General features: G+C 57.8%; 12 protein-coding genes. 6 read left to right on the top strand and 6 right to left on the bottom strand.

The genetic code is table 11. The features are described 5' to 3' along the window. Positions 1-5 precede the first annotated feature (5 nt). A complete protein-coding gene (locus K1W69_RS20810) occupies positions 6-467 on the top strand; it encodes a molybdenum cofactor biosynthesis protein MoaE (RefSeq protein WP_220230363.1) in 462 nt (153 codons plus the stop codon). 69 nt (positions 468-536) lie between these two features. Here K1W69_RS20810 and ndk read toward each other — a convergent pair whose 3' ends face one another. After that, complete coding sequence (ndk, locus tag K1W69_RS20805; protein WP_220230362.1) at positions 537-959, bottom strand: nucleoside-diphosphate kinase; 423 nt, start codon at positions 957-959, stop codon at positions 537-539. Positions 960-1051: 92 nt separating this feature from the next. Then, complete coding sequence (locus K1W69_RS20800; RefSeq protein WP_220230361.1) at positions 1052-1744, bottom strand: glutathione S-transferase family protein; 693 nt, start codon at positions 1742-1744, stop codon at positions 1052-1054. 141 nt (positions 1745-1885) lie between these two features. Here K1W69_RS20800 and K1W69_RS20795 point away from each other — a divergent pair, with 141 nt between their 5' ends. Then, complete coding sequence (locus K1W69_RS20795; protein ID WP_220230360.1) at positions 1886-2398, top strand: DinB family protein; 513 nt, start codon at positions 1886-1888, stop codon at positions 2396-2398. 38 nt (positions 2399-2436) lie between these two features. Then, positions 2437-4320, top strand: coding sequence for an ABC-F family ATP-binding cassette domain-containing protein (locus tag K1W69_RS20790; protein WP_220230359.1), 1884 nt, complete (start codon positions 2437-2439; stop codon positions 4318-4320). A 13-nt stretch (positions 4321-4333) separates the two neighbouring features. Here the strand turns inward: K1W69_RS20790 and K1W69_RS20785 are convergent, their stop codons facing one another. Both K1W69_RS20785 and K1W69_RS20780 read right to left on the bottom strand, forming a co-directional pair. Next, positions 4334-7039, bottom strand: coding sequence for a DUF2339 domain-containing protein (locus K1W69_RS20785; RefSeq protein WP_220230358.1), 2706 nt, complete (start codon positions 7037-7039; stop codon positions 4334-4336). A 41-nt stretch (positions 7040-7080) separates the two neighbouring features. Further along, on the bottom strand, positions 7081-7674 hold the full coding sequence (locus K1W69_RS20780) for a 2-hydroxychromene-2-carboxylate isomerase (protein WP_220230357.1): 594 nt from the start codon (positions 7672-7674) through the stop codon (positions 7081-7083). A gap of 315 nt (positions 7675-7989) precedes the next feature. On the opposite strand from K1W69_RS20780, the gene K1W69_RS20775 reads away from it, so the two are divergent. Continuing rightward, on the top strand, positions 7990-9384 hold the full coding sequence (locus K1W69_RS20775; RefSeq protein WP_220230356.1) for a L,D-transpeptidase family protein: 1395 nt from the start codon (positions 7990-7992) through the stop codon (positions 9382-9384). A gap of 16 nt (positions 9385-9400) precedes the next feature. Here K1W69_RS20775 and K1W69_RS20770 read toward each other — a convergent pair whose 3' ends face one another. Together K1W69_RS20770 and K1W69_RS20765 are read right to left on the bottom strand one after the other, a co-directional pair. After that, the gene (locus K1W69_RS20770) at positions 9401-9850 is read right to left on the bottom strand and encodes a DNA polymerase III subunit chi (protein WP_220230355.1); all 450 of its coding nucleotides are present in this window, start codon (positions 9848-9850) and stop codon (positions 9401-9403) included. Positions 9851-9855: 5 nt separating this feature from the next. Continuing rightward, positions 9856-11349 (bottom strand): leucyl aminopeptidase, encoded by a 1494-nt coding sequence (locus K1W69_RS20765; protein ID WP_220230354.1) that lies wholly within the window; start codon positions 11347-11349, stop codon positions 9856-9858. A 308-nt stretch (positions 11350-11657) separates the two neighbouring features. On the opposite strand from K1W69_RS20765, the gene lptF reads away from it, so the two are divergent. After that, entirely contained in the window at positions 11658-12869 is a 1212-nt protein-coding gene (gene lptF, locus K1W69_RS20760; RefSeq protein ID WP_220230353.1) for an LPS export ABC transporter permease LptF, read from the top strand. After that, positions 12866-13951 (top strand): LPS export ABC transporter permease LptG, encoded by a 1086-nt coding sequence (gene lptG, locus K1W69_RS20755; protein ID WP_220230352.1) that lies wholly within the window; start codon positions 12866-12868, stop codon positions 13949-13951. The genes lptF and lptG overlap by 4 nt, the downstream gene beginning before the upstream one ends. Positions 13952-13966 lie beyond the last annotated feature (15 nt).

Raw genomic sequence — 13966 nt, 5'->3', positions numbered from 1 at the left:
CTGTCATGAAACCGACGATACGGGTTCAGTCAGAAGATTTCGACATTGCTGCGGAAATCCAGGCCCTGACGGCCGGAAACCCTGACGTCGGCGCCGTCGTGACATTTACCGGCGTATGCCGCGACGAGGCCGGCCGGCTGGCTGCGCTCGAACTCGAACATTATCCCGGCATGGCGGAGCAGGAAATCAGCCGCATCGCGACACGGGCGGACGGGCGGTGGCCGCTGACGGGTCTCGCCGCGATCCACCGCTTTGGCCGAATCCGTCCAGGCGAGAATATCGTTCTGGTGGTCGCCGCGTCCAAACATCGTCAAGCCGCATTCGAGGCTGCCAGTTTCATGATGGATTTCATGAAGAGCCGCGCCCCGTTCTGGAAGAAAGAGATATTTCTCGACGGAACAGACGGCGGCTGGGTCGACGCGCGTTCCACGGACGAAGACGCGCTGGATCGCTGGTCGCAGAAGTAAAAAAGGGACAAAGAAAAACCGCCTGACCGAGGTCAGACGGTGATTCATCAATTCTTCGCAAGCAGATGATCAGCCGACGATTTCGGTGCCCGAGAACCAGTATGAGATCTCTTCGGCTGCGGTTTCCGGCGCATCCGAGCCGTGGACCGAATTTTCGCCGATCGAAAGGGCATAGGTCTTACGGATCGTACCTTCGGCGGCGTCTGCCGGATTAGTCGCGCCCATGACTTCGCGGTTCTTTGCAATCGCATTTTCACCTTCGAGAACCTGGACGATGGTCGGACCTGAAGACATGAACTCGGTCAACTCACCAAAGAAGGGGCGCTCCTTGTGCACGGCGTAGAAGCCTTCAGCTTCGCGCAGGCTCATCCAGACGCGCTTTGAGGCTACGACGCGAAGACCTGCCTCTTCGAGCATCTTCGTTATCGCGCCTGTGAGGTTGCGCTTTGTCGCGTCGGGTTTGATCATCGAAAATGTGCGTTCGATCGCCATGTCTTTTCCTTGCAAATGTTGGCTGAGATTTGCGCGCTCTATAGCGGCGCGCCGGCGACAAGACAAGGCCCGGCGCGCTCGCGCGGCAGATTTCAGGCGGCAGCGGGCACAGACCGTCCAAGACCGTCATAGAGGTCGAGCAGCGACTGAAACCAGTCGTTAACGGGATCATCCGTATCGAGCAACTCTACCGGAGAGCAGATGCGCGACCATTGGAACGCGCCAAAGACGATATAGTCGCAAAAGAGCGGGCTTTCGCCGCCGATGAAAGGTTGGCGCTTCAGCATCAACCTTAGTGGATCCAGTCGTCCCTTCAGGCTGTCGAAGCGCTCTTGTGTCGCCTGCCTGCACTCTTCGAGCGACATGCCAAAACGCTCTTCCCTGCTCTGCCTGAAATAGGTCTGGTCGTCCGGCGCAAGCATCTGGTGTATCTCTTGCACGATATGTCCGATGATCACGGCGTTAATCTGCGTCGCTGTCCACGCTTCCACGAAGCGCGCCATGGACTTGCCGCCCTCGCCGCCGAACAGGGACGGACGATCAGGATAAGCCTCGTCGAGATACAGAGCGATGTCGAAGGAATCGACGACAACTCGTTCTCCGTCGCGGATAATCGGCACAGTCTTGCCGGCTCCACCCTCGACCTTTGGGACGCCGGTAAACGGTACCGGCTCACGTCGATAATCCAGCCCTTTGTGGGCCAGAGACATAAGCGTCTTCCAACAATGCGGACTGAATGGCCGGGACGCATCGCCGCCAACAAGTTCGTACACTATGATCGTCATCAGCACCTCCATTTAGACGGGTCGCGGCATTCTGCTGTTTTTCGATATCATTTCAATTCTCATGGCCATGCCGTCTTTGCAGTCATTCGCGGTTGCGGTATGAGTGCGGCCCAATTCGATACAGCAACGGAATGCGCGGACATGAAAGAACATTATGAAATGTTTGCAGCCTACAACAGATGGGCCAACGACCGAATCTGCGCAGCTATCGACGGCGTGTCGGACGAAGACTATGTTCGGGATTGCGGCGCATTCTTCAAGTCCCTGCATGGAACTCTGAATCATCTAATGGTCGCCGACCGGATCTGGATGCAGCGCTTCACCCAGGAAGGCGACGCGCCGAAGAGTCTTGACGCCATTCTGTTCGATGATTTTGACACGCTGCGGCAAGCGCGCATCCTGGAAGACAGACGCATCATCTCCTGGATCGCTTCGCTGGATGAAGAAGCGCTCAAAGGCGATTTCACCTACACGCCGGTATCGAACCCTGTGGAGGCGACACAGCGGCTGGCCCCCACCCTCGCGCATTTCTTCAATCACCAGACCCATCACCGCGGACATTTGCACATGACCCTCTCGGTGCTCGGTCACGAACCACCGCCGCTTGATCTCATCTATTACCAGCGGACCGAGGAAGGGGCGCGCTTCAAGTAATAGCGTCCCCACTTAACCGCGCAAATCTCGAAACTGCAATGCTGACAATTACCGACCTGTCCGTACGTATAGCTGGCCGACTGCTGATCGACCAGGCCTCCGTAACGCTGCCCACCGGCTCGAAAGCCGGACTGGTGGGCCGTAACGGTACCGGGAAATCTACGCTCTTCCGCGTCATATCCGGCGACCTCGCCTCGGAAACAGGCTCGGTTTCCATTCCGAAAAACTGCCGGATTGGCCAGGTGGCCCAGGAAGCGCCGGGGACGGAACAGCCTCTCATCGAGATCGTGCTCAGCGCAGATACGGAACGGCTTGCGCTGATGCGCGAGGCGGAAATAGCGACCGACCCGCACCGGATCGCCGAAATCCATACGCGGCTGGTCGATATCGACGCCCATTCGGCTGAAGCACGAGCCGCCAGCATTCTCGCCGGCCTCGGTTTCGACGAAGCGGCGCAACAAAGACCCGCTTCCAGTTTTTCCGGCGGCTGGCGCATGCGCGTTGCCCTCGCCTCGGTGCTGTTCGCTGAACCCGATCTCCTGCTGCTCGATGAGCCAACCAACTATCTGGACCTCGAGGGAACTCTCTGGCTGGAAGATTATGTGCGGCGATATCCGCACACGGTGCTGATTATCAGCCATGACCGGGACCTGCTCAACAATGCCGTGAACTCCATCGTCCATCTGGAACAGAAGAAGCTTGTCTTCTACCGCGGGCCTTACGACCAGTTCGAGCGCCAGCGCGCCGAAGCCCGTGAACTGCAGACGAAGATGCGGGCGAAGGTTGAGGCAAAACGCAAGCACATGGAATCTTTCGTCGAGCGTTTCCGCTACAAGGCGTCGAAGGCCAGGCAGGCGCAATCGCGTTTGAAGGCGCTGGAACGCATGGGAACTGTCGCCGCCGTCATTGAGGAGCATACTCAGGGGTTCAGCTTTCCGGAGCCAGACAAACAGGCGTCGTCTCCGATCATTCTCCTGGAACGGGCGTCGGTCGGCTACGAGACAGGGAAACCGATACTGGCCGGCCTTGATCTGCGAATCGATCATGACGACCGCATCGCCCTTCTTGGCGCCAACGGAAACGGCAAATCCACATTTGCAAAGCTGATTTCCGATCGTCTGGACCTCGACACAGGCTCCATGGTGCGCGCGCCCAACCTGAAAGTCGGTTACTTCGCGCAGCATCAGCTCGACGATCTTGTGCCGTCGGAAAGCGCGGTCGATCATGTCCGCGCCCGGATGCCAGACGCGCCGGAAGCGAAAGTGCGCGCCCGGGTCTCGCAGATGGGGCTTTCAACGGAGAAGATGGGAACGGCGGCTCGCGACCTGTCCGGAGGCGAAAAGGCGCGCCTGCTCATGGGGCTCGCCGCCTTCGATCATCCAAATCTCATTATTCTCGATGAACCAACCAACCATCTCGATATCGACAGCCGCACGGCACTTGTCGAAGCGCTGAACGACTATGACGGCGCAGTCATTGTGATTTCGCACGACCGCCATTTGCTCGAAGCGACCGTTGATCGGCTATGGCTGGTCAATCACGGAACGGTGCGCCCCTATGAAGGCGATCTCGACGACTACCGCACGCTGATCCTCAAAGGTGATAAGACAGATACCGACCCGGAGATTTCCGACCCCGGTTTGTCCAAATCGGAGCAGCGCAAGGCTGCGGCGGATCGCCGGAAGCAGTTGGCGCCGTTGCGGAGAAAGATCAAGGAAATCGAATCCTTGACCGAAAGACTTGAGATCCAGATTCAGAAACTCGACGCCGAGCTTGCCGAACCGACGATCTATGACCGGTCGCCCGGCCTCGCAGCCGACAAGGCGCGAGAGCGCAATCAGGCGCAGCGCAGCCTTTCCAGGGCGGAGGAGGAATGGCTGGAGCTTTCAGCCGAGTATGATGAGGCGATGGCGGCCGAATGACCGCAGCGCCGCCCTATTCGGAACTCCGCAACAGGCGTTGATAGACAAGGCCGATGCCGACCAGCACGACGCCCAGACCAATGAATGACAGGGCCCGGAGGAATCCGGTCAGGGCCGCCATATCGAACAGGAACACTTTCGCGATAACAGCGACAATGATGACCCCGGAAATGATGCGTAGATAGCGCATGCCTGTGGCGAGCCCGGCAAGCAACGTGATGATGCCGATGAGCAGCCAGGCGGCAGAGTACATATATAACTCGCCGTCGCCAGTCTCTCCCACCGTGAGCCGGCCCGGATGGAAACCGTGTCGGATCGTCAGAGAAATCCACGCGAAGAAAAGCACACCAGACAGTGCGACTGCGGATCGGCTGTAATAGGGATGGCGTCGACCAAGACTGAAGAAGCCCAATGCGCCGTATGGAAGCGCCGTCAGCAAATAAGCGAACAACAGCACATTGAAGAACAGACTCTGGCCGATCCATTCACCTGTAACAAGCGGATTGTAGACGAAGAGCAACCCCAGACCGGCGATCGCCATGCCAACGGCGCCCAGGACTTCCGAAAGACGCTGAAGGGTAACGCTCGCGGCTGTGCGCGGCAGGCGTAGCAGCGCCAGCGCCATGCCGCCGCCAATCACCGCGAGCATGGCGGCTTCGGCGAGTGTATCGATTGCTGTGAAAAGGCTGTCCGGGTCGATCGCATGCAACCCGAGAAGCGCCAGCGTCACGGTGACAGCGAGCGTAGCGATCGCCTCCATGATTTCGAGCCAGATATCGCGACCGCGAAGCCCTATAAGATAGGCTGTCGCGACAAAGCCGGCCGCCGGCGCGCCGTAGCCGAGCAACAGCCAGTTGAAGACCGGTGTCGCGCCAAGATCGTCTCCCACGATCGCCGGATCCCAGGCAACCCGAGCCGCCCACAACGCCGCCGCCAAAATGGAGACCACCCGCAGCGAAACCAGCGGATAACGGACATAGACGACAGCAACAATCAGCGCCATCAGACCAAGCGCAACGGTTAGCGCCCCGCGATCGAGCATCATGCACAGACCAAGCGTAAAGGCGGAGAGAGAGGCTATGAGCCACACCGCGATCGCTCCGTCACGTCCATACGTCTCCGCAGGCAATCGTCGCTTCAGAAAGTCAGCAAGCCCGAAAAGCGCAACGCTCAGCACGATTGCAAGCAGGCCAAAGCGGAAGGAAATCTGCAGGACGTCCATTCGCGCATAGGCGACGGCGACGACGAGAACCGGCAGAAATGCCCCGCCGATGGCGACGGGTATTCTCGCCGTCGAAAACAGAGAGCCCCGCATACCCATAAGGACGGCAAGTATCCCCAGCCCTGCTCCAAGCAAGGCGTAGGTGGACAAGAGTTTCTGCTGGAAGCCCGGCAGCATATCAAGCGCCGGCGCGGCGTCCGGCGCCGGCTGCAGACGCCATTCTGTCAGGCTTTCAAGCGCAATGTCCCAACCGCTATATCCGAGAGCCACGATCACAACCGCTACTGGGGCGACGTAGCGTGAGGCCGTCCATTCCTGCGCTACCAACATCGGCGCGCCAAGCATGAGGACAAGTATCACTACATTGAGCGTATCGGCGTGGTCCGGCGTCAGCCCGAGCAGCGGCAGCAAAGCAAGAGACAGGAGCGGCCACGCCGCGTGATCGGGGCTGGTGATCGCGTCGACCGAACGATCATAAAGGCTGACGACGAATACAAAGCATATAATCGCCCACGAAATGACGGCGTAGGCGGCTACCACCGGCCGATAACCGTCCTCCGCAGAAAACAGCAGAACCATGCCCCAGAACACCATGCCGAGCGCGGCGACGATCGCCATCCAGCGCCAGAATTTCAGGCGGGCGACGCCGAACGCCGAGATCGAGACCGCCAGCGCATAGGCGGACAGTCCGATTGTGCTTGGATTGTCGGTCGCGACCAGGAAAGGAACCAGAAAGCTTGCGAGAATACCGAACCCCGCCAGCAATGGACCGTGCAGCAAGGCGGCCGCCATGGTCAGCAGCGTGACGGTCGTCAGGCCAGCGAATGCGATGAAGGGAGACAGAAAACCGTACAAGGCATAGGCCGCGAAGATGGTCGCGAAGGCGGCGAGCGTTCCGACGGCAGTCAGGATTGAAGGAATGTTGGCTGACTCAAATCGGGCGAAAGACCACTGATTGCCGGCCCGACGCGTCCACTCGCCTGCTCCCGCCATGGCGATGGCGAACAATGCTCCAAGAAGCACTCGGGCGCCGGGCCCCAAAAGCCCCTGCTCTATCGAGTATCTAACGAGGAAGACGCCGCCGAGCGCCAAGGCAATTCCGCCGATCCAAACGGCCCATTTCGCTCCGAAGATTTCTTCGAAGTTCCTGTCTGGCTTCGTCTCCTGAGCGGCAGACGGTGCGTCGGGCGGTTTCTCAGGCTTCGATTCCTCCGCCGTATGGACACTGGCCTCCTGCGGCTGGGGGATGAATTCCTCCGGCTCGGGCTCCAAGGCATCGTTGGTGTGGCTATCGGTTGGCGGCTTGGCTGCTCTTTCTGCCGCGACCCGCGCCAAGGCGCCTTGTCCGACGTCCGGCAGCGCGCCGAACTGGGCTTTGAATGCGTCGAACTCGCGCCGCAAAGTCCGCACGCGGAAGAAGGCGACTGTACCGAGTATCGGACCGATCAGGACAAAGGCGAGAACGATGAAAATCGGTACGACATAATCCAAATCCATCGGTCATTACCCTTTCAGCGTTCCGCGAGACCTTTCCGATGTTATCTGGCGGCGGCTTCCACGACCCAGTCGAGACGATCCTGCCCCCAGTGCATCTCACCGTCGACAAAGAAAGTCGGCGCTCCGAAGGCGCCGCGCTCAGCCGCTTCCTGGGTATTTATCCGCAATTCGTCCTTGATCGCCTGGTCCTGCGCCAGATTGGCGATTTCCTGGGCCGGAAGGTCAACCTTCTCCATAAGCTCCATGACGACTTCGGGACGTCCGAGGTCGCCGCCCTCCGCCCAGGAAGCATCGAACATCACGTCCATGTATGATTTCACGTAATCCGGATTGAGCTTTTCAGCTGCAATCACACCGCGCATGGCCAGAATTGTATTGAGCGGAAAGGCCGGATTGACGGAAAACGGTATGCCAAATTTCTCGGCCGTCCGACTGAGATCTTCGAACATCCAGCGCCCCTTGGCCGGGACATGGGCGGGCGTTGTGTTCCCGACTGCCTTGAACAGACCGCCGAGCAGCATCGGCTTCCACACGATGTGTCCGCCCGCTTTCTCCAGCATTGCCGGAAGTCGTTTATAGGCCAAATAGGACGCGCTGCTTACGAAGTCGTAATAGAACTCAACCGGCTTGCTCATTATGATTTGCCTCCCCTGTAACAAGCGCCTGCGATGGGCGTTCGGACAGGTTTATGGAATGTTTGAAGGCAAAGCAATGCGAAGATAACGGCAGGAACAAGACCTAAACGGCCGAGAAACATAAGCTTACTAGAAACCTCAATTCACGCGAAGTTGAGATACATCTGGCATAAGTTTTTCCTGTTATTCGCTTGATTTACTGAAAACTAATGCAACTATTCTAATAAGGTTATGTTCGGCCTTGCAAAGACGGGGCAATGCGCGCCGGTCGAGGTAGTCTGTTTTGGTGGATGCGGTTTTTTGTAGGGGGTTGCCGTGAGAATTGATTTTTTTGTCCGAGGCGTGGCGCTCGCACCAGTCGCGGGAATGATGGCGTATCTTTCCGTTGGTGTTCACGAATCCTGGGCGAATGCTCGCTCGGGAATCGAAAAAGACGTCATCGAATGGTCTCATCCCGACAATCGTTCCGACGAACCTATCCTTTTGATCGTTTCGTTGGACAAGCAGACGATCAGGGTCTTCTCGGGCGACAAGCTTGTGAAAACCTCGAACGTCTCTTCCGGAAAAGACGGTCACCGGACGCCTACGGGCGTATTCAGCATTCTGGAAAAACGCCGTCATCACAAGTCGAACATCTACAGCCAGGCGCCAATGCCCTACATGCAGCGCCTGACATGGTCCGGCGTCGCGCTTCACGAGTCTGACAGCGTTCCCGATCAGCCTGCGTCACATGGCTGCGTGCGACTGCCGGGAAAATTTGCACGTCAGCTCTTCGGTTACACGGATATTGGAGCGCATGTCGTTATCGTCGGTGAAGAGAAATCACCTTTTCCAATCACGCACGACAATCTCTTCTATCCGCCCGTCGAACCTGCGGCCGAGGTTGCTGGAGATCCGCAGGAAAAAGCGAATATGTCCTCGCTGGTCGAACAGGCTTCCCTTCATATGATCGGTTCAGAGGCAAACGCGCATTTTGAGGCCGACGTTGGTTCGGACTATTCGCTGAGATCCGGCATCGACGTCAGGGATCCCGGCGAGGCGGCGCAAAGGGAACCGGAATTCGCGCAAGAAGATCCCGATCCTGTGCGAATTCTTATTACCCGGCGAACCGGACGCGAACTCGTACGCGACATCCAGGTGATGCTCAATGAATTGGGCTTCAATGCGGGAAAGGAAGACGGCTGGATGGGACCTGCTACCAGTCGCGCCATCATCCGCTTTGAAAAGAGCCAGGAACTCGATGCGACCGGAACGCTTTCCATGGATATAGCAAGGAAACTGCACGAAGCCTCGGGCCGCGGCTCTTTCAAGAGCGGCCACGTCTATGTCCGCCGCAACTTCAAATCAGTGTTCGACGCTCCGGTAGATATAACCGAACCGGAAAGACCGTTGGGCGCGCATTTTCTGACCGCCCTTGCCGAAACACCGGGCGACGACATGATATATTGGCAAAGCCTCTCCCTTCCCGACCAGCCGAAAAAGTCGATTTTGTCCGAGATCGTCTTTTCCGAGGATGGTAAAACATCCGTGTCGTCGGATACCGCGGAAGCGCTAGACCGTATCGTCATGCCGCCGACAATTCGTGAGCAGATCAACGGCATGATCGTCGCCGGCTCGTCACTGGCGATATCCGATGAGGGCCTCAGTCGCGAAACGACAGACCGCGGCACGGACTTCGTCCTCGTCACGCGCCCACCGGAAGCGAATTAAAGCGAGAGGCCGCCGCTTAGGCTTTGCGCTCCCAGCGCCTGTCCGGGGTTTGCTGCCAGTAGGTCAAATCATGGCCTGCGCCCTTCAGCTGCTTCCATTGCCCGCGGGCAGCCTCAAGTTGTTCCTGGTCGTGGCCATCGAACATGAAAACGGCCCGGTCGTAAGAAACGAGATCCGGCGGTTCCGCGCCGTCGACCAGAAACCGCACACTTGCGTTGTTGGCGTTGGAATGGCTGTTGCACAGCAGCACCGGCTGCATATTCGCGTGTTCCGCTGATTCGACGCCATGCGGCAGAAAACTGTCGTCTCGCCAGGTCCAGAGGAGTTGGTCGAGCGCATCCCGCCTTTCATCCGATCCCGTCTGAACGACAACGCGCCAACCGCGCCCGAGACTCTTCTCGAGCAGCGGCGGCAGGGCTTCCTCCAGGCGGGACTCCGTCAGATGATAGAAAAGCAGTTCCGCCAAATGTTCTAGCTTTCGTAATTGGCTCTTACCAGTTCATCCAGAAGCCGCACGCCATAGCCAGATCCCCAGGAGCGGTTGATCTCCGTATTGGGCGATCCCATGGCGGTGCCGGCGACATCAAGATGAGCCCAGGGAACATCGTTGACAAAACGCTGAAGGAACTGCGCGGCGGTAATCGCTCCTGCCGAGCGCCCTCCGGTATTCTTCATGTCGGCAAACTTGGAATCGATGAGTTTATCGTAATCGGGGCCGAGCGGCATGCGCCAGACACGCTCCTCCGTCGACAAACCTGCCTGCGTCAACCGCTCGCTCAATTCGTCGTTGTTGGAGAACAGACCTGCATGATGGTGGCCGAGCGCCACAATGACGGCGCCGGTCAAGGTCGCGAGATTGATCATGAATTCCGGCTTGAAGCGATCCTGACAGTACCACAGCGCGTCGCACAGGACGAGCCGGCCTTCGGCGTCCGTATTGATGATTTCGATGGTCTGGCCGGACATCGAGGTAACTATGTCGCCTGGTCTCTGCGCGTTTCCATCCGGCATGTTCTCGACCAGTCCGAGAATGCCGATGGCATTGGTTTTCGCCTTGCGCGCGGCAAGCGCATGCATCAGACCGATCACGGCTGCGGCGCCGCCCATGTCGCCCTTCATGTCCTCCATGCCGGCGCCGGGTTTGAGCGAAATACCGCCCGTATCGAACACAACGCCCTTGCCGATAAAGGCGATGGGTTTTTGCTTTTCCTTGCCGCCCTTCCACTGCATGATTGCAAGCCGCGGCGGTCGAACGGAGCCTTGGGCGACGCCGAGCAGCGCAGCCATGCCAAGCTTTTTCATTTCCTTTTCGGTGAGGATTTCAACCTCGACGCCGAGTTCTGCCAACGCCGCGGCCTTGTCCGCGAATTCGACCGGCCCAAGGATATTCGGCGGCTCGTTGACCAGGTTTCTGGCGAGCGCCACGCCCTGTTCGATCGCCTTGAGGTCTTCAAAGGCCTTCTTTGCGACGGAAGCGGCCCGCGTGACGATCGTCACCGAATATTTCTTCGGCGACTTGTCTTTCCCGTTGCCCTTCTTTCGTGTCTTGTAGACGTCGAAATTATAGGCGCGAAGCAACATGCCCATGGCCATGTTCGCGACGACCTCGCCCGAAATGTCCATATCCGGCATGTCGGTGTAGACCGTCACCTTCTCACTGTTCCTGAACTGGGCGAACGCCACGCCGCCCAGCTTCAGCCAGTCGTGGCTCTCCACCTTTCCCGGATCTCCAATTCCAAGGAGGCTGAAACGGTCGGCTTTGCTGGCTTCCGGCGCCATGACCTCCAGCGTCGCCAGGGGTTTGCCCTCAAAGGCGGAGATGGTCATCGCCTTCTTCGAAACGTCGGCCGGATCCACTTCGCTGGCGTTTGTGACAAGTCCGCCCCCTTTTGCACAGAGCATAACCGCCAGTCCGCCATTGAGCTTTGCCGATTTCGAGAAGGTGATATTCACTTGCTTGGTCATAATTTCTCCAATGATGGTTCGCTCATGAATATATTCCGAACCACGTAGACCGCAACGAGCGCCGGGATCGATTTGTCATGTTGTTGACGTTTTCACAGACAATAAGCAAGGCCTGCACGCCCGACCGTGTCACACAGGCGCCACACAGGAGCCAATTCCGTGTGCACAATTGCATGAAATACAAGAAATCCGGAGTTTTGGGCTTAACCATTTGTTTACTATGTGTATTGGTCGCTCATTAGGTATAGTTCCCTATAGTGGCGATGATCTGAGAAAAGAGAAGCGGCGGGATCCGGAAGCCGGACTGCATGAATCTGATTGAACGCTATATATTCCGCAGGGTCCTACTGCTGACAGTCGCCACCCTCCTCGTCACCACGGCGATCGCTATGATCACGCAGGTTCTGATCCATGTGAACCTGATGAGTTCGACCGGTCAGTCGCTAATGACCTTTCTTCGGCTTGCAGGTTTGCTGATTCCGTCCATGCTGGTTGTGGTCACGCCGTTCGCATTGATGCTCGGCGCTTCGCAGACGCTCAGCACAATGAACGGTGACTCCGAGTTGCCGGTAATAGAGGCGTCCGGCGGCTCCAGGATGCTGACTGCAAAACCGATCCTGATACTCGCCATGCTGATGTCTCTGGCTTCGCTTGCGACCAGCCTCTATGCCGAGCCTTGGGCCAACCGAAATCTCAGGAACCTTCTGGTCGAGGCGCGGACAGATCTGCTCTCGGTCGCTGTCCAGTCGGGCATATTTCACAAGCTGCAGAACAACCTGTACGTCCATGTGGCCGACAAGCTAGCCGGCGGGTCGCTTGGCGGCATCTTCCTCTCAGACGAGAGAGATCCGGCGACAGAACTGGTCTACTACGCGAAATACGGCGCCTTCATCGAAAGCGAAGGCAAGAACTTCCTGGTGATGTCGGACGGTGAACTGCACAGGAAAATCAAGGCAGACGGCAACGTGTCAGTCATCAAGTTCGCCACATACGCCTTTGATCTCAGTCTGATCGGCGACAGTCAGTCCAGCGCCGCCTTCTACTATCCCAAGGAACGGACCACGGCGTATCTGTTCAATCCCGATCCCAACGACGCGATTTATCAGAGAAGGCCGCAGAACTATTATTCGGAAATAAACAGACGGTTCTCGGAATGGCTCTATCCGGTTCTCTTTGCCCTGATCACGATCTATTTTCTCGGCAAGGCGCATTCCCACAGGAGCGAACAGATCTGGAGCATGATCTTCGCCGCGGCGATCGGCTTCTTCCTGCGTGGGTTGGGATATTTTGTCACAGACAAATCCGGCAGGGATGTCATCTACATGATCCTTTGCTACGCGATTCCGGCGGGGGGCATCGTGACCTTCGGATCCCTGATCCTGACCAACATAACCTTTCGCACACCGCAATTCCTCATTGACGGCGCAACCAGCCTTGCGGCGTTTGCGATGCGGATCGCGCGTCCCCTGCTCGTCCGGTTTCGGCTCATCGACAGCTATGGCGGGAGGAGCGCGTCATGATGGGCCTCACGCTTTGGCGTTATCTCTTTCGACGCTACCTTGTCGTAACCGGCTGGTTCGTTCTTGGAATGGTCGCTTTGATCTTCCTCGTTGATTTCACAGAATTCGCCAGCCGCATATCGGGACATGAAAATTACACCATCGGCCTTGGCATAAAGCTTTCGATTCTAAGGCTACCCGGAATCATCCAGGTCACGGCGCCTTTCGTCATTCTGTTCTCTGCAATGACGCTGCTTCTGATGCTCAATAGACGCTACGAACTGGTCGTCGCCCGCTCGACCGGCGTATCAGCCTGGCAGTTTCTATCGCCGCTGTGCGTGGCGAGCCTGCTCATCGGCGTGTTTCTGATCACCGCAATCAACCCGCTTTCCGCAAGGGCCCTTGCGATCGTGCACGGATACGAGGTTTCCCTCGGCATGCAGCGCGGAACAGTCGGCGAAATCGAACGCACGCCGTGGCTGCGTCAGCGCACCAATGAGGGCGTCACGATCATAGGAGCTGAAACCATTGCAGAGCGCGGCCTGCTGCTGGGCGGCGCAAAGTTCATTCGGTTCAACGAGGCAGGCGATATTATTGAGAGACTGGACGCCGAGACGGCTGAACTTCAGGATGGTCAATGGGTCCTGTCCAACGTCAAACGCGTCTCAGGTCCGGGGCCGGCGGAAATCAAGAGCGCCGTAATCCAAACCAATCTCAATCCAAGAGCCGTGGAAGAATCACTTGCCGCGCCCGAAGCTGTTTCCTTCTTCGAACTGCCCGACAAAATCGAGGTGGCGCGCTCATTCGGTCTGGGCGCGAATGCATTCGCCATGCAGTATCAATCCCTGCTTGCGCTACCATTACTTCTCGTTGCAATGACCCTGATCGCCGCAACCGTTTCACTCAAATTTATACGGTTCGGACAATCGGTCGGGATCATTTTGGCTGGCATCTTGGCCGGGTTTCTGCTTTATGTCGTATCTGTTCTGGCGAAAGCTTTCGGAACGGCGGGGACAGTGCCACCTTTTGTTGCAGCATGGCTGCCTGTTATCGTTGCGATGGCGCTTGGAGTAACAGTTCTTCTCCACAAGGAGGATGGGTAGTGGATTTGTCGAGAA

The organism is Flavimaribacter sediminis, from assembly GCF_019492055.1.
Classification (GTDB): Bacteria; Pseudomonadota; Alphaproteobacteria; order Rhizobiales; family Rhizobiaceae; genus Flavimaribacter; species Flavimaribacter sediminis.
Note: the sequence above shows the minus strand (reverse complement) of the source record. Positions and strands in the feature narration are given on the sequence as shown.